Source organism: Lonsdalea populi (assembly GCF_015999465.1).
GTDB lineage: Bacteria > Pseudomonadota > Gammaproteobacteria > Enterobacterales > Enterobacteriaceae > Lonsdalea > Lonsdalea populi.
The window spans coordinates 1,972,829-1,993,428 of sequence record NZ_CP065534.1; the positions used below are offsets into that span (position 1 = coordinate 1,972,829).

The 20,600-nt window shown below is 49.3% G+C and carries 22 protein-coding genes; 12 read left to right on the forward strand and 10 right to left on the reverse strand.

What is annotated here, in order from left to right; all coding sequences use genetic code 11:
- Position 1 precedes the first annotated feature (1 nt).
- The 5 genes from I6N93_RS08610 to I6N93_RS08630 all read right to left on the reverse strand — a co-directional run bounded on the left by I6N93_RS08610 (position 2) and on the right by I6N93_RS08630 (position 4,027).
- Positions 2–229 carry a FeoA family protein gene (locus I6N93_RS08610; RefSeq protein WP_085686359.1) on the reverse strand — a complete coding sequence of 76 codons (228 nt, stop codon included), beginning with the start codon at positions 227–229 and terminating at the stop codon, positions 2–4.
- 1 nt (position 230) lies between these two features.
- Positions 231–485 (reverse strand): FeoA family protein, encoded by a 255-nt coding sequence (locus I6N93_RS08615; protein ID WP_085686361.1) that lies wholly within the window; start codon positions 483–485, stop codon positions 231–233.
- Positions 486–706: 221 nt separating this feature from the next.
- The gene (gene prc, locus I6N93_RS08620; RefSeq protein WP_085686363.1) at positions 707–2,725 is read right to left on the reverse strand and encodes a carboxy terminal-processing peptidase; all 2,019 of its coding nucleotides are present in this window, start codon (positions 2,723–2,725) and stop codon (positions 707–709) included.
- Between the two features lie 19 nt (positions 2,726–2,744).
- Entirely contained in the window at positions 2,745–3,437 is a 693-nt protein-coding gene (gene proQ / locus I6N93_RS08625) for an RNA chaperone ProQ (protein WP_085686365.1), read from the reverse strand.
- Between the two features lie 95 nt (positions 3,438–3,532).
- Positions 3,533–4,027, reverse strand: coding sequence for a GAF domain-containing protein (locus I6N93_RS08630; protein WP_085686544.1), 495 nt, complete (start codon positions 4,025–4,027; stop codon positions 3,533–3,535).
- 282 nt (positions 4,028–4,309) lie between these two features.
- Here I6N93_RS08630 and rsmF point away from each other — a divergent pair, with 282 nt between their 5' ends.
- Together rsmF and I6N93_RS08640 are read left to right on the forward strand one after the other, a co-directional pair.
- Complete coding sequence (gene rsmF / locus I6N93_RS08635) at positions 4,310–5,758, forward strand: 16S rRNA (cytosine(1407)-C(5))-methyltransferase RsmF (RefSeq protein WP_085686367.1); 1,449 nt, start codon at positions 4,310–4,312, stop codon at positions 5,756–5,758.
- A 117-nt stretch (positions 5,759–5,875) separates the two neighbouring features.
- A complete protein-coding gene (locus I6N93_RS08640) occupies positions 5,876–6,067 on the forward strand; it encodes a YdfD/YebW family protein (protein ID WP_085686369.1) in 192 nt (63 codons plus the stop codon).
- A 182-nt stretch (positions 6,068–6,249) separates the two neighbouring features.
- Here I6N93_RS08640 and I6N93_RS08645 read toward each other — a convergent pair whose 3' ends face one another.
- Complete coding sequence (locus I6N93_RS08645) at positions 6,250–7,077, reverse strand: helix-turn-helix domain-containing protein (RefSeq protein WP_085686370.1); 828 nt, start codon at positions 7,075–7,077, stop codon at positions 6,250–6,252.
- 503 nt (positions 7,078–7,580) lie between these two features.
- Here I6N93_RS08645 and I6N93_RS08650 point away from each other — a divergent pair.
- Entirely contained in the window at positions 7,581–7,745 is a 165-nt protein-coding gene (locus tag I6N93_RS08650) for a hypothetical protein (RefSeq protein ID WP_232099972.1), read from the forward strand.
- Between the two features lie 851 nt (positions 7,746–8,596).
- Here the strand turns inward: I6N93_RS08650 and I6N93_RS08655 are convergent.
- Positions 8,597–9,940, reverse strand: coding sequence for an MFS transporter (locus tag I6N93_RS08655; RefSeq protein ID WP_085686374.1), 1,344 nt, complete (start codon positions 9,938–9,940; stop codon positions 8,597–8,599).
- Between the two features lie 416 nt (positions 9,941–10,356).
- On the opposite strand from I6N93_RS08655, the gene I6N93_RS08660 reads away from it, so the two are divergent.
- The 5 genes from I6N93_RS08660 to I6N93_RS08680 all read left to right on the forward strand — a co-directional run bounded on the left by I6N93_RS08660 (position 10,357) and on the right by I6N93_RS08680 (position 15,734).
- Positions 10,357–10,566, forward strand: coding sequence for an ogr/Delta-like zinc finger family protein (locus I6N93_RS08660; protein WP_085686376.1), 210 nt, complete (start codon positions 10,357–10,359; stop codon positions 10,564–10,566).
- 340 nt (positions 10,567–10,906) lie between these two features.
- Positions 10,907–12,226, forward strand: a complete 1,320-nt coding sequence (gene guaD / locus I6N93_RS08665; protein WP_085686378.1) for a guanine deaminase — start codon at positions 10,907–10,909, stop codon at positions 12,224–12,226.
- Between the two features lie 492 nt (positions 12,227–12,718).
- Positions 12,719–14,515: a sensor domain-containing diguanylate cyclase gene (locus I6N93_RS08670; RefSeq protein ID WP_232099974.1), complete on the forward strand. Its 1,797-nt coding sequence runs from the start codon at positions 12,719–12,721 to the stop codon at positions 14,513–14,515.
- A 352-nt stretch (positions 14,516–14,867) separates the two neighbouring features.
- Positions 14,868–15,188, forward strand: a complete 321-nt coding sequence (locus I6N93_RS08675) for a phage holin family protein (RefSeq protein ID WP_085686382.1) — start codon at positions 14,868–14,870, stop codon at positions 15,186–15,188.
- A 312-nt stretch (positions 15,189–15,500) separates the two neighbouring features.
- Complete coding sequence (locus tag I6N93_RS08680; RefSeq protein WP_085686384.1) at positions 15,501–15,734, forward strand: hypothetical protein; 234 nt, start codon at positions 15,501–15,503, stop codon at positions 15,732–15,734.
- A gap of 41 nt (positions 15,735–15,775) precedes the next feature.
- On the opposite strand, the gene I6N93_RS08685 is transcribed toward I6N93_RS08680, so the two are convergent.
- The gene (locus I6N93_RS08685; protein ID WP_085686386.1) at positions 15,776–16,069 is read right to left on the reverse strand and encodes a hypothetical protein; all 294 of its coding nucleotides are present in this window, start codon (positions 16,067–16,069) and stop codon (positions 15,776–15,778) included.
- Positions 16,070–16,314: 245 nt separating this feature from the next.
- Between I6N93_RS08685 and I6N93_RS08690 the strand changes: the two genes are divergently transcribed.
- The 3 genes from I6N93_RS08690 (at position 16,315) to I6N93_RS08700 (ending at position 18,645) form a co-directional block, all read left to right on the forward strand.
- Complete coding sequence (locus I6N93_RS08690) at positions 16,315–16,494, forward strand: DUF2158 domain-containing protein (protein ID WP_085686387.1); 180 nt, start codon at positions 16,315–16,317, stop codon at positions 16,492–16,494.
- A 570-nt stretch (positions 16,495–17,064) separates the two neighbouring features.
- Positions 17,065–17,424: a transcriptional regulator gene (locus tag I6N93_RS08695; protein WP_373853600.1), complete on the forward strand. Its 360-nt coding sequence runs from the start codon at positions 17,065–17,067 to the stop codon at positions 17,422–17,424.
- A gap of 777 nt (positions 17,425–18,201) precedes the next feature.
- Entirely contained in the window at positions 18,202–18,645 is a 444-nt protein-coding gene (locus tag I6N93_RS08700; RefSeq protein WP_085686391.1) for a PAAR domain-containing protein, read from the forward strand.
- A 215-nt stretch (positions 18,646–18,860) separates the two neighbouring features.
- Here the strand turns inward: I6N93_RS08700 and I6N93_RS08705 are convergent, their stop codons facing one another.
- Together I6N93_RS08705 and ftnA are read right to left on the reverse strand one after the other, a co-directional pair.
- The gene (locus I6N93_RS08705; RefSeq protein WP_085686393.1) at positions 18,861–19,199 is read right to left on the reverse strand and encodes a YebY family protein; all 339 of its coding nucleotides are present in this window, start codon (positions 19,197–19,199) and stop codon (positions 18,861–18,863) included.
- Between the two features lie 176 nt (positions 19,200–19,375).
- Positions 19,376–19,885 (reverse strand): non-heme ferritin, encoded by a 510-nt coding sequence (gene ftnA / locus I6N93_RS08710; protein WP_085686395.1) that lies wholly within the window; start codon positions 19,883–19,885, stop codon positions 19,376–19,378.
- A 319-nt stretch (positions 19,886–20,204) separates the two neighbouring features.
- Here ftnA and I6N93_RS08715 point away from each other — a divergent pair, with 319 nt between their 5' ends.
- The gene (locus I6N93_RS08715; RefSeq protein WP_085686397.1) at positions 20,205–20,435 is read left to right on the forward strand and encodes a DNA polymerase III subunit theta; all 231 of its coding nucleotides are present in this window, start codon (positions 20,205–20,207) and stop codon (positions 20,433–20,435) included.
- Positions 20,436–20,600 lie beyond the last annotated feature (165 nt).

Consider the following 20,600-nt stretch of genomic DNA (forward strand, 5'->3'; position numbering starts at 1 on the left):
ATTAACACTGTTCCAAGATCATGATTTTAGCTTCTTTTTTACGCACGCTGATGGCGGAGCCTCGCACACGCAGTTCGATGGGGTCTCCCAGCGGAGCCACACGCGATACCCAAAATTCGACGCCCGGGGTGACGCCAAGCGCCAGTAAGCGCTTACGGTAATCCGCAGCACCTTTTTGATATCCCAAGACTTTCCAGCGCGTTCCCGCGGTCAGCGTTTCTTCTGACATGTTATGCGCTCCTTCCTGACTGCTGTGACGACACCCACACCTGTTTGCCCATATCCCAGTTGATGGCGATTCGGCTGTCGCCAGCGGCCAGCATCAACGGCTGGTTCGCTTCACGTTGAATCACCCGGACGTCTCGTCCGATGCAGATCCCCAGCTCCATTAAGCGTTGCTGCTGTTCGTCTGCAAGCCGAATGCGCGCGACCACGCCATGAGTATTAAGAGGAATATCGAGTAGTGTTTGAATACGTAAGGTCATCCGCAGACCTCCAATCTGTCCCGGCGATACGGGAGTGTGCTGACACAGCTGTCTTCTTGAGATAAAAAGACAAGTAAGAATAATTCTTAATATATTTCAGTCAGCAGATTGGCGTTTGACGCATGTCAAAGCAAGGATAGGTAGGTGAAATAAAACAGTGATAGAAACAAACAGGCCCCGGCTGACGATGCCGGGGCCTGTTACTCATACTGCGGGGATCATCATTTAATCTGCTGTTGCTGAGCTAAATCTTCAGCGATCTGCACCGTCTGATCCAGATAGGGATCCGGTTCCTGATAATCCTTGGGCAAGGTATCTAAGGTCTTTAACGTCGGCTTGCCCTGACGGGTCAAACGCTCATTGATTCGCTGCAGACGAATGGCTTCATCATCGTTATTCTCTTTCTGACGTTGAACCAGATTCAGAGAAACACGATCGCGTTTGTCTTTGAGCGCCTTGAATCGGGCAACATCCTGTTGGATGTATTGGAACTCCGGATCTTTAGCGATACGCTGGTCGTAATTCGTCTTCAGGACCGGCAGCAGCGAGGTGAAATCCCCCATTTTGGCGTAATCAGCCGGCTTGATGCTGTCCCACGGCAACGCGTTATCCTCGAATTGCTCTCCGGTCTCAATGGTTTCCAGCCCTGTTGGCATGATGATGTCAGGCGTAACACCTTTACGCTGGGTGCTGCCGCCATCGATACGATAGAACTTCTGGATGGTGTACTGCACCGAGCCAAGTGCCGGCCATTCCGGACGCAGCATCTGGTCATAAATACGATTCAGCGACCGATATTGCTGCACCGTGCCTTTGCCAAAGGTCGGTTCGCCCACAATCAATGCGCGTCCGTAATCCTGCATCGCGGCGGCAAAGATTTCCGACGCTGAGGCGCTAAAGCGATCGACCAATACCACCAACGGGCCTTTATAATACAGGGTAGCATCGGTATCGCTATCTTCACGGATCTTCCCGTTATTATCACGAATTTGCACTACGGGACCGCTCGGAATAAACAGTCCGGACAGGCTGACGGCTTCGGTCAGCGCACCACCGCCGTTGCCGCGCAGGTCGATGATAACGCTGCTGACGTTCTCAGCTTCCAGTTTCTGGAGCTGAACTTTCACATCGTCAGTCAGGCCCACGTAAAAACCGGGGATATCCAGCACGCCGACTTTGTCCTGACCGGCATGTTTGATGGTCATTTTGACCGCGCGATCTTCAAGCCGGATACGCTCACGCGTCAGCGTGACCGTTTTAGCTTTCGTGCCCTTGCCGGCCGGGAGGATCTCAAGGCGCACCTTGCTGCCTTTTGGTCCCTTGATCAACGCGACGACATCGTCCAACCGCCATCCGATAACGTCTACCATGGGTTTTCCCGTCTGACCGACAGCGACAATCTTGTCGCCAACCACAATTCTCTTACTTTTCATGGCAGGGCCGCCCGGCACCATGGAATTGATTACGGCGTAGTCTTCATCCATTTGCAATACGGCGCCGATGCCTTCAAGAGACAGGCTCATTTCCGTATTGAACTGTTCGGTATTGCGCGGGGAGAGATAGCTGGTATGCGGGTCGATTTCACGCGCGAGCGAGTTCATCACCAACTGGAAAACGTCTTCGCTGTTGGTCTGAACCAGACGACGAAGAGAAGCCTGATAGCGCTTAGTCAGGATATCCTTGACCTCGCTATCGCTTTTTTCCGTCAGTTTCAGACTGAGCCAGTCGAATTTGACCTTTGCATCCCAGAGACGATTTAGCTCATCCTGCGATTGCGGCCACGGCGCTTTATCTCGATCGAGGTCAATGTAATCATTGCCTGTGAGGTTTATCGGTTTGTTCAGCAGCGATAATGCATACTGATAGCGCTCAAAACGGCGTTTCTGCGCCAGGTTATACAACGCATAAGGCAAGTCTAATCGACCGTTGTTCAGGTCTTGACCTAGCTGACCTTTCCGCTTGTCGAACTGCGCTACATCTGACGCCAGCAGCACGTTATGGCTGTAGTCGAGCATGTTGAGGTAGCGAGCGAAAATTTTATCTGAGAACTGCTCATCCAGCATGAATTGCCGGTAATGAGAACGCAAAAACCGTGACGAGACGCGCTCGCTGACTGTGGCATCCTGCGCTTCCGGCTGCAATTGTGGAATCTGATCGACCCGCGTGATGTTCTCATTAGCATAGCTGCTGCCCGCCAATAGAAGACAGCCCAACACGGTCGATTTTACGAATTTGTTCATGCCGAGGTTGGCCTCCGTATCAGAACTGCAAGTGTTCTGCGCGTACGATCATCGCCATTCCTGAAGCCAACTGAACTCTGACTCCATCTTTGGCGACTTCAAGCACAGTGGCATCCATGGCACTTTTGCCCGCTCTGACTTTGATTTCCTGGCCGATATGCAGGCTGGAAATATCCGTCACAGCCTGTCGAGGCTGGTGCGATTGATCCGATAAAGAAGTCTGCGCTGTACGGGAAGAAGCCTGGCGTGTCTTACGTGCGGTGGAAGCGGCGTTGTCGCGGCGGGGCGCATTTTTACCGGCGGAAGGACGCTTACGCACGGGTTCGGCGACATCCCCCCGTTCGGCCCGTTTTTTCGCCTGCTGTTCGGTACGACGTGCCTGTACACGGGCTTTCGCTTCTTCCAACTGTTTGCGCGCATGTTCTACGTGCTGCTCTTCCAGTTCTCCGCAAGACGAACCGTCCAGATCGACACGCTGGGCTCCCAGCTTGATGCCATACAGATAACGCCAGCTAGAGGTATAAAGCCTCAATGCTGAACGCAACTGCGTTTTACTGATGTTGTCGGACTCGGGCACGCGGGTGACCAGATCCTGAAAAATACCGATTTTTAACGGCCGAGCTTCGCCTTCGAGAGAGAAACAGAGCGGGAAATGCTCTGCCAGATAAGCGATGACTTCTTTACTACTCTTCAACTTAGGTTGATTTTCCATGAAATTTCCTGATTACAACGGGTTCGCCAACCGGCGCAGGCATGAACAGGCGTCATTATAATGACGCTATCGGCAATTGCTACGTTATCCGTGTCTCAACTGAGAGAATTGATGAAACTAAGTACATCACTGTTCGCCAGTTGAGTATTCAGCGTTGAGACAACGGCCCTTAACCCAGCTTCATCATCGGCATCAAACCGCTGATATTCCGGGCTATCAATGTCCAGTACGCCAATGAGTTGTCCATTGACCACCAGCGGCAATACGATTTCTGCATTGCTTGCCGCATCACAGGCGATATGGCCGGGAAATGAGTGAACGTCCCCCACCCGCTGTACCTGTTTTTCCGTCATCGCCCGACCACACACGCCTTTACCCGCTGGAATGCGAACGCAAGCGACGCGCCCCTGAAACGGGCCAAGGAACAACGTGTCCCGCTCAAGCAGGTAAAAACCGGCCCAGTTTACGTGTTCGAGGCGTTCGAACAGCAAGGCGCTGCTGTTTGCCAGTATAGTAATAAAACGGTTTTCACCCGCGATCAGTGACGACAAATCCCTCACCAACTCTTCGTAAAATTCTTGTTTTTTCATCATACGGTAAGATTATCTTTCCAAACTGCCCGATGGCTTACACCAACGTGCCATTAAATAAGTATATAGGCCAGGATGCTACTAGATTTCTTCACTAGCATAAAATCAACAAATGCAGTTCCGGCAGAATTTGAGATAGTCTTACTTCCCAACAGACACCAATTGGAGTCCCAGCGGCCTCGCGCGTGCAGCGTCCAGGCTATAAAGGCCGTCCCCGGGACGGCTTGTCATAACTTTTATGCTAAAATCCGCGCTTTGCTTTTGCCCTAACGGAAATTGCCAGTGGCCAAACACATACCAGCAACGCTCTCAGCCGAATTTATCGATGCGACTCAGCGCATCATGCCAGGCCATCTGTCCATGGATGACTTCGTTGCGGCCTGCCAACGACCTCTGCGGCGCAGTATCCGGGTTAATACCCTCAAAATTAGCGTAACGGACTTCTGCGCATTTGCCTCCGCTCACGGGTGGAAGCTGGAACCCATTCCCTGGTGTGATACAGGATTTTGGATTTCGAATGCGGACGAAGAAGTCGTGCGGCTCGGCAATACGCTTGAACACCTCGCTGGATTGTTTTATATCCAGGAGGCCAGCTCGATGCTGCCCGTCAGCGCCCTGTTCTCTAACGGTTCTCAGCCGCAACGCGTGCTGGATGTGGCAGCAGCTCCCGGGTCCAAAACGACGCAAATCGCCGCATTGATGAATAATGAGGGCGGCATCGTCGCTAACGAGTACGCGGCCAGCCGGGTCAAAGTGTTGCATGCCAATTTGCACCGATGCGGCGTCAGTAATACCGCTCTGACGCATTTCGACGGACGCGTATTCGGCGGCGCGTTGCCGGAAAGCTTTGACGCAGTACTGCTGGATGCCCCCTGCTCGGGCGAAGGCGTGGTCAGAAAAGATCCCGCGGCGATGAGTCATTGGTCGCTGGAAAGCATCGCGAGCATCGCTGCAACCCAGCGCGAGCTGATCGTGAGCGCGTTCCATGCGTTAAAGCCCGGAGGAGCGCTGATTTACTCCACCTGCACACTCAACCACCAGGAAAACCAAGATGTTTGCCACTGGCTATTGGCACAATTCCCGGACGCTTGTGAGATTGAATCTTTAGGCAAGCTGTTCCATACGGCACATAAGGCTGCGACAGAGGACGGTTTTTTGCACGTATTCCCTCAGATTTTTGATAGCGAAGGGTTCTTCGTCGCACGCCTGAGAAAAACCGCCAGCATAGCTTCCTTGCCGCATCCCGGCTTCAAAACGGGCAAATTCCCGTTTAGTCCGCTGCATGGCAAAGTGGCGCAATCGTTGATTGCCGCAGCTCGCCAGCAGGGAATAGAGTGGAGTGAAGACCAGCTTCAACTGTGGCAACGCGATGATGAAATCTGGCTATTCCCTAACGCGTTAACGCCATTGCTCGGAAAAGTCCGCTTTTCAAGAGTGGGTATCAAGCTAGCCGAGCGCTTCGCCAAAGGCTATCGCTGGCAGCATGAAGCCATTGTCGCGTTAGGAAATAAGATCGCCTCGGCAGCATTTGAACTGAATGCCGCAGAGGCCCAAGCCTGGTTTCAGGGAAAGGATGTGTATCCCGAAGCAATGCCCGATGTCAGTGAAGCTCTGCTGATTTGGCGCAATGCGCCTTTAGGGATAGCTAAACGGATAGGTAGCCGATTTAAAAATACGCTACCCCGCGAGTTGGTCCGCGATGGCGCCAGCGCCGTGCCTTATGGCGACTAACCTCATCACGTCTGGGATGCTGATCCGGCATCCCCTTTTTCCCGCATTTTCAACTACACTTCCTGCGTTAGCCTGTTAGATCTTAAGCTCTCAGTCATACCAAGAGGAAGACATCGCATGTTCGCATTGGTGATTTTTGTCTGCTATTTGGGCGGGAGTTGTGAAGACCTGGTTGCGGGCGTTTATGAGACAGAAACACAATGTCTGAAAACCATGAGTGAGCAACGTATTCGAAATGGTGGATGCTATCCCATTGAAGATTTTATCGACGGGTTCTGGCACCCGGCAAAAGAGTATCGAGATATGTAACGACCCGCTATGGCCCCTACTGCATCACAAGCCAAGGCGGAAAAATCACCAGGCACTGCGGCTAAGATGCGGCGAACACACCTCCCACTTACACGCTAAGCTCCTTTGTTAATCCCGCTCCAGCCAATGGATAACCATTTCAATTGCGTGAGGCAGAGCGAAACGATAGACGCTTCACTCCGTCAAGCATTACGGGTGATCGTGAGCAGTACCAGCCCTACTGGCGAAACTTCATCCGCGCCGCACTGAAACTGAGCAGCGTTGCCGGTAACGGAGATCTTCTTCCCCGGCAGCAGAGAAACGTCATAGATGTCGTTTCTGCCGTCTATGTCTAGCAGCCAGCGTCCGTTCCCCAGGCAGGACACGCCGGTGTCCACCAGCCATGACGCCGTAGTCCCTTCCACGAGGAGAGGTGAATGCACGCCAGCAGGTAAGAATGCGTTATCCGCTTTCCAGTCACATGACTCCTGCAATTTACCGGCCTTGAGCGTCTTCCGCGGCACCAGAACGGTATCTCCCGTGTCGTTTGCATCGTGATGTCCTATATGGTGGGGAGATCCTTTACCTATCGCCAACCACTCCAGCGATACCCCAGTATCCAGCGCGCACGCCACCACAACGTCACCCGGAAAGAAATCACGACGGATCCAGGTGCTGATAGTGCCTGGCGCAATATCCAGCAGCTCACCGAGCTCTTTTTGCGTGCTAAAGCCATAGGCATCAAGCATACGCCGTAACACCGCTCGGCCGCCTGAAGCCAAAATCTGATCATAGAGCGCTTTGCCCTTAAGGTTCACGTCTTGATGCAGCATCTCAGGCGTATCGATAAATTCGCCGGTCACCAACCACCCCGCATCGACGCCATTATCAAGCGCGCATTTGAGGATAATATTGCCGGGGATACTGCCTCGCTGAACCCAATTGCTAATGGTATTTGCCGGAATGCCTGTTGCTTCGCTCAATTCCTTTTGTGTTTTTACCCCATAGCTTGACAGGATTCGCCCCAGCATAGACACCGTTGCTGTGGTATTACTTTCTCTGTTCAAAAACACCTCTTGAGCATGGAAATAGATGCGTTGTATGTCTTAACCGCCCTAAAAACCGTCACCGCTGCAATTGTCGAAGAAAAATCATGCGGCGTCTGATGATATTACAATTTTATCCCTTCCCAGCATGAAAATAATGAGGCCTTTTATCCAAAATTCCAGTGCAAAGGCTCAGTTAACTTACTTACTAATTGAAAAAATTGCCGCATTCGACCGCAAACCCGGCTTTTCAAGCTTCACAAGGATAAACGATGTAACGATTCATTTTTAATCAATGTGTTATAATCATAGATCCCGTCTTTAGCTGTAAGAAGCCGCCTCTGAAACCCCGTGGACAGTTATGGGTTGACGAATATAGCATTCTATAAAATACTGTATATAAATACAGTCATAAAAACAGGCAGACTATTGTGGAACATCTCAAAAACCAAGAATTGACACTGGCCAGAATCAGGCTGATTGCGGATATGACGTTAATATCTCAAATCCGTCCTGACGAGATGCAAGCAGCGATATCGTTGATTGCCGATCTGGCTCATGGTGCGGTAGAAACGGAAGACTTCCAACAGGCGCTACAGGATAGCGGCGACATTCAATGGTTCAAAGCCTGGTTCGAGCAGCACTCCATTTAGACAAGATCCCCCACGGCATCCCTTAATGGCTGAATGTTGCAGACAAGGTATAATCTTGGTCGACTACATTCACTTGCCGCCATTTACGACATTTATCATCATCGACGTAGAGGTTAATGAATCTATTTTCTTTATACGACCCATTAAAAATAGTTCCATTTCTACTTGATGTCTATTGACCAGATGACGATTCCTACTAAAGGCTATTAAAGGCTATTAAAGGCTATTTGGGATTCTCTGGGTTGGTCATTTGATGAAAAACTGACACTCCCGCCTCATTACCTCTATTGGTGATATTCCGTTTTTCACCTAAAAAAACAGGGAATTCACGCAATGCGCAATGTTATCAGAAGCATAAGAAATGGGAGTATTGATATTTCATCAACCCCTCCCCTTTTATTTCTCAAACCCTCTGAAAAAAACTTCCGCTCATTAAACCGGATAAAAAAACACCTTTTTTATTGTCTTATATTCATGCTTATCCCGCTGATCATATTACCAATCCCTGTACTGAAAACATTCACCAAGCAGTAGCTGATAATATAATTTCGAACCAGAGCATGGCAAAAATGAATATAAAGTAGCTACACACCTATTTAATTTTAGGAAATAATTGATACCGTGCGCGCCTTTATCACATGATAACTTCACATATTGAAGTTCCATTGCTTATCTTACGGGGTCAATAGTGGTGCGATATCATATCCCGCAGGTGTGATGCTATTATGCGATAAAGAAATGAGGACCAGGAAAAAGCTTGGAGCAGCAGGATAAACAATACCTGCACCGGTTCTCCAGCGTCTGGTTCCCGGCCACCTCCACCCTGGCGCTCAAGACAATACTGCTGAGGTTCAATGAATGAAAGCGACGGAACGATGACGACAGACAAACTGACCTTTCGCCAAAATCATCAAGGCCGTCAGAAAAGCCGGTAGTGCCAGAACAGCAAACATCACACCGAAGCTCCATTCCATGCCCAGCACCTGTGCACCGGCAAATGCGCTTATGATGGCGCCCATCCGCCCAACGCCGTGCATCCATCCCGAACCAGTCGCACGCGCGATCGTCGGATAGAAACGTGCGGAAAGCGCATTCATGCCGGTATTCGCGCCGTTAAGGCAAAAACCACTGAACGATGCCAGCAAAGCCAGTAAAACAAAATAGGATTCCGACAGCCCGATCAGCGCCGTCGCCACACCGCCCACCGCATAGATAACGCCAAGGGCCAGATGCGGATTGATACGATCCATTAGCCAACCGGCGAACAGCGAGCCGAAAGCGCCGCCGAACTGATACAAAGCGGTGATGACCGTCGCCTGAGTGACCGTCATCCCCGCCTCTTTGATCACAGTAGGTAGCCAACTGCCTAACAAGTACACCATAAACAACCCGAGGAAATAGCCGCCCCACAGCATGAAACTGCCAAAACGGTACTCTTTAGACAGCACTAACCGCATGGCGAACAACGCTTTTTTGTTTTCAGCAGGCATAGCGAACCGAGTGCCGAGTTGGCTAACACCCGGCGCAATTTTGTCGACGATGCGGTGAATGCGTTCAGAATTCGCGCGTTTGGTCACCAGAAATCTGACGGACTCAGGCAGTTTGACCACCAAAAACGGCAGCAGCAGCAGCGGCAAAATGCCTCCCATGATAAGAACCGTATGCCAGCCCCACTTTGGGATCAGCCAGGAAGCGGCAAACCCACCCGCCGCCGCGCCCACGCTAAAGCCGCAAAACACGATGGTGATGATAAACGAGCGTTTTTTTTCCGGCGCATATTCCGCAACCAGCGTTCCTACGTTGGGCATAGCGGCCCCCAGCCCCAGCCCGGTCAGGAAGCGGAAAATTACCAGGTGCTGTACATTTTGGGAGAACGCTGCTAACAGCGTCCATAAGCCGAATAGGAATACGCTGCTGATGATGACCACTTTGCGTCCACGCCAGTCGGCCAGAGGTCCAGAAATCATGGCCCCCAGAGCCAGCCCCACCAATGCCGCGCTGATGACAATTGCCAGCTCAGCGTTGCCAATTCCCCACGCTGCTTTGAGCGAAGGACCGATAAAGCCCATGATGGCGATATCCATACCGTCCAATGCAATAATGCAGAATGAAAGGATGATAATCAGCTTTTGATAGGCGCCGAGGGGGCGTTCGTTAATGAGCTGGCGAACGTCTAAGGGGGTGGAACCTGTCACGCTTAGTCTCCAATAACTCTTCTTCGGGCTGTTAACCTGGGCTTACACTGTAAACAAATATTTCCGACAGTAAAACAGCCCGACCATAATAAATTTGCTGTCCAGACGGATTCCGTGACGTAGCGCGCAGATGATATCCAACGCGCTCCGCCAATGAAAGCACCAAACCAATACCTGCTCTTTTTAGACCCAAGCAGAGAAAAACTCATAATGTGAATTATTTAAGTCACAACACCGAGTTACTCTTCACGAGGGGTAAGTAACTTTATTTCTTAAAAACAATATATTACATATAATTCACCGAAAAATACGAAGATATGAATTTATTTTTTTCGAAATTTATTTGCAAATTCAAACGGAAAATTTCACCATAAAAGATATGTTGAATAGATGAATCTGTTTAAGGAGATACCACCATGATGCATTGCCCTTTATGCCACCATGCCGCCCATGCGCGTTCCAGCCGATATCTGTCGGATGGCGCCAAGGAGCGCTACCACCAATGTACCAACGTCAATTGCGGGCATACATTCGTTACACTGGAAGCCGTCACCCGTTCGATCATGGTGCCAGGCAAAGTCGACCCCGTAGAGGCCCCCGCCGGTAACCCGCCTCCGCCGCCCTAATTACTCCATCATCCCTACCGGGTTAGGGGGGCGGTTTTCCCCCTCCCGTGCGATTTCTTGAGACCCACCGTTTCCCGCGTAGTCTCAATCATCTTCGACCTTTCAGTCGCCCGCTTTATTGACGCCCGCCGGCCCCTGCTTTTAGTATCAAGTGGCGTTTACTGATTTTCAGCCACTTGCACACAGATCAGTCCCCATGCAGGACTGCGCCAGCAAGAAGACGAATTGCTGCCGCAGGAGAACACACTCAAAAATCAGCCGATGTTTTCCATTGCCATCAATGAATGTTCTGAGACCTTATTTATGGACAAATCTATCGAATCTTTTCATGGAGGAGTGAATGATTGATGCCGTTGAAACTCAGGCGTACCGCGCCAGCCTGCTTTATTTCACCGCCGACCCACGGCACCACCCAGAAGAAGCCACCCACTTTATTGACGATGGTTTGTTGATTGTCCGGAATGGTAAGGTGCTAAAGGCGATGAATTATGCAGACGTCGCCGCCGACGAATTGGTCCCTATGGCGGTAAGGGATTATCGGGGTCAGTTGATCATGCCCGGCTTCATCGATACTCACGTCCATTTTCCCCAGGTCGAAATGATCGCCTCCTACGGTGAACAACTGCTGGAATGGCTGAATACCTATACGTTCCCGACCGAGCAAAAATATGCGGATGCCGACTATGCCCACCAAATGTCCCACGTGTTTATCCGTGAACTCCTGCGACACGGCACCACCAGCGCGATGGTTTTTGCGACGATGCATCCCCAGTCCGTCGACGCGCTATTTAGCGCGGCGGCAGATAAAGCGATGAGGCTGATTACCGGAAAAGTGATGATGGATCGTCACGCGCCTGCCGCGCTGTGCGATGACGCGCAACAAAGCTATCAGGACAGCCGAGCCCTGATTCGAAAATGGCATCATCATGGGCGGCTGCTGTATGCGGTAACGCCACGTTTTGCGCCGACTTCAACGCCGGAACAATTAAGACTGGCGGGTGAACTGCTGCGCGAGTTTCCGGACGTTTATATGCAAACGCATCTTAGTGAGAACAAGCAGGAAATCGCCTGGGTCAAATCCTTATTTCCCGAGCATCGCCACTATCTGGATGTCTATCACCATCACGGTCTGACCGGCCCTCGTTGTCTGTTCGCACACGCCCTTCATCTCGAAAAAGACGAAGTTGACACCTTGTCTAGCAGTCGCTCCTCCGTCGCCTTCTGCCCAAGTTCCAACCTGTTTCTGGGCAGCGGATTGTTTCCATTACACTCGCTGAAAGCAGCCGGAATCCGCGTGGGTATGGGAACGGATGTCGGAGCAGGCACCAGTTTATCGCTGCTGCAAACGCTGAACGAGGGTTACAAGGTGCAACAGTTGCTGGGCGAGAGACTGTCCGCCCGAGAAGGTTTGTACCAGGCGACGTTAGGAGGCGCGGAGGCGCTGTCATTGGATGACAAGCTGGGAAACTTCCTGCCGGGCAAAGAAGCGGATTTCGTCGTACTCGACTGGGCGAACACGCCATTGCAGCAACTACGCCAGGATCGGGCGACCACGCTGGATGAGAAACTGTTTGCCTTAATGATGCAAGGCGATGACCGCAATGTGGCCAAAACTTACGTTAACGGCGCCTGCGTCCACACACGCGAAGAGTCGGCATGACGCCATAGCGAGCGTCATCGGCTGATCACCTTATTGGCATTTACGGAGTGGTTTATTGGCAAGTATGAATTGTTTTCCATATAATTTTTCTTTCTTATTAGTCAGTTCTAGTGAGAAATCTCTGGTGCATGGGAGTTTCTGGCTATAATGCAACTCAGCAGCAGTCACTTACGCTATAAGCGGCGGACATTTTCGGCATAAAACCCCGAGTGTTGTTTTATGCCGAAATGGAACCCGTGCGTTCTCTTCCTAAGAGGCGCGTTTCTGCTGTCACTCAGCTTCAACATGCTTCCTCTTGTTTAAGGTGAACGTGCGGCCACACTGGGGTACGGGATTTTAGGCCTGACAACCTCTATACATACCGGGATGGCTATTCTCTTATTGAACCACCCTCCATCTGGGTATTGACCACAACAGCTAATAACTTAAGGCATAACCATGATTCCGCCTCTCGACGCCGGCGCACAGGAACAACGGAGTGCCCTTCTACGTATGATGAATATCCTGGATACGCGACCGGTCGAAGAATTGGAACGTATCACCCGCATTACCCAGTCCTTCTTCGAGGTTGACAGCGTGGTGATCTCGTTAATTGACACCGACCGCCAATGGTCGCTATCACGGCGAAATTTCCCCTACTCGGAAACACCGTTGTCGATCTCGTTTTGCGTCCACGCGGTGGCTTCCAACGCGCCGCTTATCGTTCCCGACGCGCGTAAAGATACCAGATTCAGCGCTAATCCGTTGGTGACGGGCAAGCAACAGGTCCGATTCCATGCTAGTTATCCACTACGCTCGTTCTACGGTATTCCTCTGGGGGCTCTTTGCCTTTATCACAGTCAGCCGGTTAAATTCACCAGTAAAAAACTCGAACACCTGAGCGATATGGCTTATGTGGTGCAAACCTATCTGCAGAGAGTTGAGATGCAGGCCGAAGCCGAAAGCACGCGGGATATGCTTCACCGGGCGGACTACGTCAACCGTCAGATTTTTTCTCAGGCAGCCATTGGCCTTGTGCTGATGACGCCGGATAAAAAACCGATCAGAGTCAACCATACGATCTGCAAAATGCTGGGGTATACCGAGGAAGGGCTGTTGCAGACCACGATGGAAAGTGTGACGTACCCGGGCGATCTCGCGCTGACCAAAGAGCGTTACGATAACCTTCTAAAAAAGGGCAATCGCAATACGACGTTTCAGAAGCGCTATTACCGGATGGACGGCTCGTTGATGTGGGCGATGGTTTCGGTGGCTCTTCTGTACAACCCCGATGGCAGTCAGCATGGCCTGCTGCTGGCGATAACCGACATCAGCAATCAGAAAGCCTCAGAAACCGCGCTACTTACGCTAAGTAAGGAGTTGGAGCAACGCGTAGAGCAACGCACGGAAGAGCTGCAGCGCAGCCATCAGTTTATTCAGGATATTACCGATCATATTCCCGCGATGATCTCCTGCATCAGCCCGGAAAATATCTTCACCTTCGCGAATCATCACCTTAAAGTGCTGCTGGGAAGTCAAGGGAATGAGCCCATTAACTCGCATCTCAGCACAGTTTTGCGTGCAAAGGAGCGCCAACTGTTCATGCCGTTATTGGATAAGGTGCGCAAAACCCGGCACCCGGTACATATTGAACATACCGTCGACTTGCCTCCCGGAGTCCATACCACCTATCATACGCAGATGGTCCCGGCAGAACCGCCGGCACAAGGCGTCTACGTCTTTTCCACCGATATAACCGATCTGACGTCTCTTCGCGATCAGCTTAAATTTGAAGCCAATCACGATCATCTCACCGGATTGCCCAACCGCCGCGCCGTTATCTCCTACCTTAACCAGCTTGCGATGAAGCCTCGGCAGAGCGGTCTGGCGTTGCTGTTCTTCGATCTGGATAACTTCAAACACTACAACGACCATTACGGACACGAATTTGGCGATCGGGTAATCAAAACTTTTGCACACATCTTAGGCCAAAATACTCGACCCAACGATCTTATCGGACGGTTGTCGGGAGATGAGTTCGTCATGGTGCTGCATGAACGCAAAGACATGGCGGGTGAAGTAGAGGAGATCTGCCGCACGCTGAAAGAACGCATTGAAAAGCCCACTCGCATTCACAGCCATGACATCGTTCTTACCGCCAGCGTGGGTATTGCTCTCTTAGGTAAATATGATCGTCTGGATGTTAATCACTTCATTCACGAAGCAGACACGGCGATGTATCAGGCTAAACGTCAGAGCACTCATTCCTCACGCGATCCCAAACGCGAGATTGAAGGTGACAATAAGTAACACCGTCACTACAAATTGACTGCAATACAATTTTGCGTATCAATACTCTCTGTTGGTTGCCGCTGAGTTCAGCGGCATGCCTCAATCCCGCCATCCCTCCTTTTTCTTAACCCACTGTTTGCTCTGGGCTCATACAACCCCCGGCACTGGCCCTCAATGGACTTAAACTGGTTACATAACGGTACAGGCATCGCAATGTGGCGAATGAGGAACGATCAGTATTTTCTTCCTGGTCCGTGTCGAGCCATAGGGAAGCTAATTAAACCCAGCTTAAATTACCGTTTGGACGGGGGATGCATTGACCAAGGGAGAGTTTGTCCCCATAGAACGTCCTAAAAGAGGAATTAACATCATGAGTGAAACAGATAAAAGTATTATGTCGCTATTCCTTATCGGCCTGCTGATTGCCGTAGGCAAAATTCTAATCAGTGGCAAACCCATTAGCCTAGGGCAATTTACCGGTCGATTATTACTGGGAGGTTTTGTGTCGATGATTGCCGGTGTCGCGTTGATACAATTCCCGACGCTGTCCTCCATAGCCATTGATGGCATTGGCGCAGCACTGGGGATTGCGGGTTATCAGACGATAGAGCTGTTTCTTCAGCGTCGCGCCCGCGACCAAGGGGATAAGGATACAGGTAGCGACAAAAATAATAATAACCGGACGGAATAGTGATTTTGAACGTGGAGCGCTTCCGTCCCCGGGCTGACATCAATTGAGGCTTCACCATGATGCTATCAGGATGCATTTCTTGACATACACAACAGGCATTCAGGTCAGCCCAGACTTCCCATCCTCTTATTCGTCGTGAGCGCCTTTTCCTTCCCAACCAAGTAGCAGGCAGGATACCATCAGGTTCAACATTTCTCATGAAGGACACCTCACTGACCCGGTAAAGAGCTTATTAACAGCGAACATGAGCGGATGAGTTTGTGAACCGAAGAACGACACCGTGCTATACTGCCCTTCCCAGAGATTTTTCGTATGAAATCAGAAGACACCCTTGACTGGTATCCCGCTCAACTTCCTCCTGTCAAAATTATTTTAGGCAACGCCGTTCTGGAAGTGATGAAAATTGGCCGTCCCGTCAATACACGCACCCTGCTGGAGTTTCTGCAGGTCATGCAGGGCCGCCAGAAACGGCGTGATGATAAAATCGCCATGCAAACCGCCATTAATGTTTTAAAAAACAATCAGGGCATTCATGGCAGAATTTAGAACCTGTTTTCCACAATGATGACGTCAGGGTATCGCATCGGTTAATGCTGACTCCTCCACGCCTCAACCATCTGTTTTGATACTTCATTTTCATAGCAAATAGGGGCATAGCCCCCAGCCCGACGCCATGCGCTTCGACCGCCGCACCGGCTACCATTCCTAGCTAAGTTATAAGGGCATGGACAATTTCGTGGATAATTGCTGATTGAATCCTGAATAATGGATTTTTTTACCTGTTCATCGCTAAAAACAGGTGATTTCGCCACTGATACATCCATAAAAAATAAAGCCAAGACCGCGATTGTTTTTATGCTAATAATATTATCTAATTTCATGCCATTTCCTTTTTGGAGTTACTGAATATAAGTCCTGTCAGACGAAAGCAGGATTAAATTCAACATCGTTAAGCCAGGTTTTATCCATCTGTTCATAGCATTAGACGATGAAAATTCATGTTTTTGACGCGAAAAACCGTTGTGCTATTCAAGGGTTATTCGTTGACTCATTTCGTCGTGATATAACCGCCAAATAGGGTAAACTTGCTATAATAAAAATAAATTACCCAACTGAGGAAGAATTTATGTTTAAAGAAGGTGATGTTATCCAGAGCAAAACCGGGGGGCCCAGGATGGTTATCCACAAAATCGAAGATGACAAACTTTGGTGCGTCCGGGTGGATGACGCATTAAAAAAAGAGATCCTCGTTGCGGCCGATGCCGTTAAGCACTATCGGGAAGAAGGTCCCTTCGGTGTTTGCTGACCTTAAGGTGGCCTACGCCACCTTAAGGTCAGCTATGACGTTGACGCTTGACTCTAACTGGATAACCGCTGAGCATCCTAAGGCGCTTCTCAAGCGCAGCCATATTATAACTAACCATGCAGACTCAACCTCCCGTAAAATTCAGCTTTGCTTCATGCTGTTATCCCAACACTATAAGGTTATCTCCACCCGTGAAGTCGCCTTCAAAAGTTCGTTGATGCCGAATTAAACTAATCTCTCACTCAGTTCATGACCAATAACTGTTGATCCGATAATATGAAGCTAGTTAAATACGAGGGTCAATGGGAAATAATCACACATCGATGGTGCCAGTTATTTAATAGAGAGAAAAACATTACCAGAGTGACATCATTTCGCTACATGGCATCAAGCGTAAATTAACCTTACAATAACAACACACTTGCTACATGGTTATTTTTAATCAGAACATCACTTGACATTTTTTACCCTGAATATATTCATGTGGCGAAACAGAATTACTTTTATAAAAGTCAACTTGTACTTAACCACGCCGAACTAAAATCTCGGCTTAAAATAAACCTTATGCTAATGAAAGATCTAGACCATCGTCTTATTTCCAGACTCGCTGAACTCAATATCAACGGTTTTTCCAAAGCCGATATGGCCAGAGCCGCAAACGTTAGCAAGCAAGCGGTTACCGGATGGTTTAGAACGGGAACGATAAGCAAAGCCTCCGCACTCGCCGTAGCGGATGCTAGCGGTGTTTCTGTCGCCTGGCTGTTTGGTAAAAAAGTAGACGAAGGCTCTGGACTGAAAGAACGTGAAATGCGAATGCTTAAATTATTTCGTCAACTTCCTGAGCCAGAACAAGATCACATGATCGACTTATTCCAAGTCCGACTTACGAAAATTGACGAATATGTAGAAAGTATTTGCGTGAAAGAGTGAAGCAAAAATGAAGAGGTTCTTTTATTTTCAACCACCATTTCCTCTGTGTGATTAAGGAATGAAAAGCTTCAAGGCTCGGCTAAAAAATCATATAGAGCATGTCAAAAAGGCTCTGAACATTGCACCACTGAAGGAACCACTCGGCAGGCGTTGATTCTACCCTTTCTGGATATTCTTAGTTTTAATGCCTACGGCCCAAAAAGGTCCGAGCAAAATACGGCGCTGACCTCCCGGCAATGAAAACCGGTGAACGCGTGACTTTGCGTTGGTACAGTGACAGCAGAATAATGCGGTGATAAGCGATAGCTTCGGGTTATCCCGTGCCAGTTGTATTGAATGACTGACGACGCACAAGTGCCAGAGAGATGAACGTTGTTCCCCCCTCTGTCACTTTGGTACTTTTGTTTTAAGGGCGGTAGTCATCCGTATTTGTCGCCAAAAATTCGTCGCTGCCGTCACTCAACACACCAGGTGTTGGTTAGACGATGACGCGCTATGCAGTAGCATTCTTTACAAGCAACCCCGGACAAAGCGTTTTTACCCACCGTTTGAAATCACCTAGAGACTTATCTTCTTTCTTCCATCGATAGAAAAATGCAGGACCCTTATCGCCAAGACTTGACGCTTACGGAATGACCCTTTATGCATGAAATGACAACGATCTCAGGTGTTCGATTTAACTAATTGTAGCTACCTACAATGCCGAGGTGGCTAACTGTCTGACGTCTGACTTTCAAGCAACATTAAAGTGGTCTTTACAGTAAAGGGATTTTTACTATGCCGGAAGCCGCCCGTCTAAACGACATTGGCAGTGGTCACGCGTGTTTTCCTGCAACTAAACCGATCTATGTTTACCTAAAGTCGACAGCAAGAGATGAACCGGGCACCGTGACGGGACAAAGAGAAATACTGACCGGGGAAGGAAAGTGGCTGGAAGCCGCCAGCTCAGGGCTAGGAGCGCTAATACCCACTCAGATTGCCGATAAGCTGAATGGCAAAACATTTACCCACTTCGACCAATTCCGTAAAGCGTTTTGGCTAGCAATTGCCAATGATCCTGAATTATCTAGTCAGTTCAATATATTAAATATCGAACGAATGAAGCAGGGTCAGGGGAGGGCTAAAGAATATACCTTTTATAAAAAAGACGGATATTGTATTCGGGCTAGAAAAAAACAATCAATAAAAAAAGACCGAATACGACTCCTGTATTCGGTCTAGGGAAATGGCTCTGGGGTAGAGCCGTGCGCTAAAAGTTGGCATTGACGCAGGCTTGGGAACCCACCCTTTAAGCGTAGACGAGGCATTTCCCTTTTCCAGCTATGTATGAGCCAACTTAGTACTTTTAGCCGTTATTAAACACATTTTTGTGATCACGAACTTGGTCATCGTAGCTCTCCCACCATCAATAACATGTTGGATGAAGAACGCTTAGGTCACTTGCACAGCTGTTGCGCACGGCTCACAAACGGTTGCAAACTTTTTTTCTGCCCGGGTTGGCGGGGATCGTCCAGCAGGATGATATCCAGCGACTGAGCGTTAACCTTACCCTGTCGAACCTGTGTCCGCGCGACATCGTTTAGCGGATATTGCATCAATGTGCCGGGATTGATGACATAGAGCGCGTTACCGGGGCGGCAGATCAACTGCACTTCTTCACGAGTAAATGCCCAGTTATCGCCATATTGCAGTTTGCTGATGTTCGCGATCCCCGCCGCCGCGTGCGCTGAAGCGCAAAAAGCGGCCGTTAACAGGAGCCAAATTAAATTTTTCATTTTGATTTCCACAGCAGAATAGATCGTCGTATTTACAAGGATTTTTGACTTATGCCGTCACGAATAAACGCAGTGGGATCATAACGACTGACTTGAGAGAAGTCGAGCCAGGGGGGGATTGGAAAAAAAATATAAGGCGACACAGCATCAGCATCAGCATCGCCTTTGTGCCGTTATCAGGCAGCAGGCGTGGTGCTGGCTGCCATTCTTTTGAGATCTTGATCGATAAAGAACAGTCCACCTTCGGAAGTGCTTACCATCGCCAATTTATCCAGAATAGAGTTGAACAGCTTCTCTTCTTCATGCTGCTCAGCTACATACCATTGCAAGAAATTAAACGTGGAATAATCCTGCAACGTCATGGCCGCATGCGCGAGTTCATTAATCTTTCCGGTAATCAACTGTTCGTGTTCGAAGGTCAACTTGAAAATATCAGTCAGAGAGTCGAATTCTACCGGCGGAGCTTCGATAGCGCCGAGGATCGGCATACTTCCCGTATCGTCCAGGTAGTCAAACAGACGCTGCATGTGCTCCATTTCTTCCTGAGAGTGAGACTTCAGGAAAGCCGATGCACCTTCAAAGCCTTTATTTCCACACCACGCGCTCATCTGCAAATACAGGTTGGCTGAGTAGAACTCTAGGTTCAGCTGTTCATTCAGCTTTTCAATCATTTCTTTTTTTAACATGTTAAATCCTTTTCCACTGACAGGGGATTATTCGAAAGGCATTATGCACAAAAATATAAAAATTAAAAACATACTATTAACTAATGATCTCATTATTTTTATCCCAAATTCAAAGTATTATCATTTATCTATGAGAATGGTTTTCATTGTTCTCTGTCGACATCAAATTTGATTTGATAATGATTTTCATTATTGGAAATTTAATTTAACGACTCATTTTCCTTGCCATAAAAACAGAGGCGTCTAAGCAAAGCCTGACGTAACTTGCCATTTTATCCGGGCTGTTTTATGTTTGTCGCGCCATACACAGGAGGACATCATGGGACATAATCTGGCCGACCTTCCATTCGAAGAGATGGAAAAAGTAAACGTCGATCTCGCCGCTTCCGGCGTCGCTTTCAAAGAGCGCTATAACATGCCGGTCATCCCTGACGTGCTTGAACAACAGCAGCCCGCACATTTGCGCGATTATTTCCGCGAACGGGTCAGCTTCTATCGTCAGCTTTCTTTGCAGTTCTCCACCCTGCCCTACGACCCTAACGGTAAATGATCCGTTAGTGCCGTCATCGGTCAAGTGATGACGGTTTTCTTCCCCCCTTACTTGCCTCTGCAAAATCACCATCCAAATAACTTGAAATGTCCGCCGGATGCGCACGCAAACGGTTTCGTTTATACTGCGCCGGAATTCTTATTAACCGCCTCGGATACTACTTTT

Excerpts from the sequence above, each read along its gene's own strand:
- I6N93_RS08610 (WP_085686359.1), bottom strand. The coding sequence starts at position 229 with ATGTCAGAAGAAACGCTGACCGCGGGAACGCGCTGGAAAGTCTTGGGA.
- I6N93_RS08615 (WP_085686361.1), bottom strand. The coding sequence starts at position 485 with ATGACCTTACGTATTCAAACACTACTCGATATTCCTCTTAATACTCAT.
- prc (WP_085686363.1), bottom strand. The coding sequence starts at position 2,725 with ATGAACAAATTCGTAAAATCGACCGTGTTGGGCTGTCTTCTATTGGCG.
- proQ (WP_085686365.1), bottom strand. The coding sequence starts at position 3,437 with ATGGAAAATCAACCTAAGTTGAAGAGTAGTAAAGAAGTCATCGCTTAT.
- I6N93_RS08630 (WP_085686544.1), bottom strand. The coding sequence starts at position 4,027 with ATGAAAAAACAAGAATTTTACGAAGAGTTGGTGAGGGATTTGTCGTCA.
- I6N93_RS08640 (WP_085686369.1), top strand. The coding sequence starts at position 5,876 with ATGTTCGCATTGGTGATTTTTGTCTGCTATTTGGGCGGGAGTTGTGAA.
- I6N93_RS08645 (WP_085686370.1), bottom strand. The coding sequence starts at position 7,077 with ATGCTGGGGCGAATCCTGTCAAGCTATGGGGTAAAAACACAAAAGGAA.
- I6N93_RS08650 (WP_232099972.1), top strand. The coding sequence starts at position 7,581 with ATGACGTTAATATCTCAAATCCGTCCTGACGAGATGCAAGCAGCGATA.
- I6N93_RS08660 (WP_085686376.1), top strand. The coding sequence starts at position 10,357 with ATGATGCATTGCCCTTTATGCCACCATGCCGCCCATGCGCGTTCCAGC.
- guaD (WP_085686378.1), top strand. The coding sequence starts at position 10,907 with ATGATTGATGCCGTTGAAACTCAGGCGTACCGCGCCAGCCTGCTTTAT.
- I6N93_RS08670 (WP_232099974.1), top strand. The coding sequence starts at position 12,719 with ATGATGAATATCCTGGATACGCGACCGGTCGAAGAATTGGAACGTATC.
- I6N93_RS08675 (WP_085686382.1), top strand. The coding sequence starts at position 14,868 with ATGAGTGAAACAGATAAAAGTATTATGTCGCTATTCCTTATCGGCCTG.
- I6N93_RS08680 (WP_085686384.1), top strand. The coding sequence starts at position 15,501 with ATGAAATCAGAAGACACCCTTGACTGGTATCCCGCTCAACTTCCTCCT.
- I6N93_RS08685 (WP_085686386.1), bottom strand. The coding sequence starts at position 16,069 with ATGAAATTAGATAATATTATTAGCATAAAAACAATCGCGGTCTTGGCT.
- I6N93_RS08690 (WP_085686387.1), top strand. The coding sequence starts at position 16,315 with ATGTTTAAAGAAGGTGATGTTATCCAGAGCAAAACCGGGGGGCCCAGG.
- I6N93_RS08695 (WP_373853600.1), top strand. The coding sequence starts at position 17,065 with ATGAAAGATCTAGACCATCGTCTTATTTCCAGACTCGCTGAACTCAAT.
- I6N93_RS08700 (WP_085686391.1), top strand. The coding sequence starts at position 18,202 with ATGCCGGAAGCCGCCCGTCTAAACGACATTGGCAGTGGTCACGCGTGT.
- I6N93_RS08705 (WP_085686393.1), bottom strand. The coding sequence starts at position 19,199 with ATGAAAAATTTAATTTGGCTCCTGTTAACGGCCGCTTTTTGCGCTTCA.
- ftnA (WP_085686395.1), bottom strand. The coding sequence starts at position 19,885 with ATGTTAAAAAAAGAAATGATTGAAAAGCTGAATGAACAGCTGAACCTA.
- I6N93_RS08715 (WP_085686397.1), top strand. The coding sequence starts at position 20,205 with ATGGGACATAATCTGGCCGACCTTCCATTCGAAGAGATGGAAAAAGTA.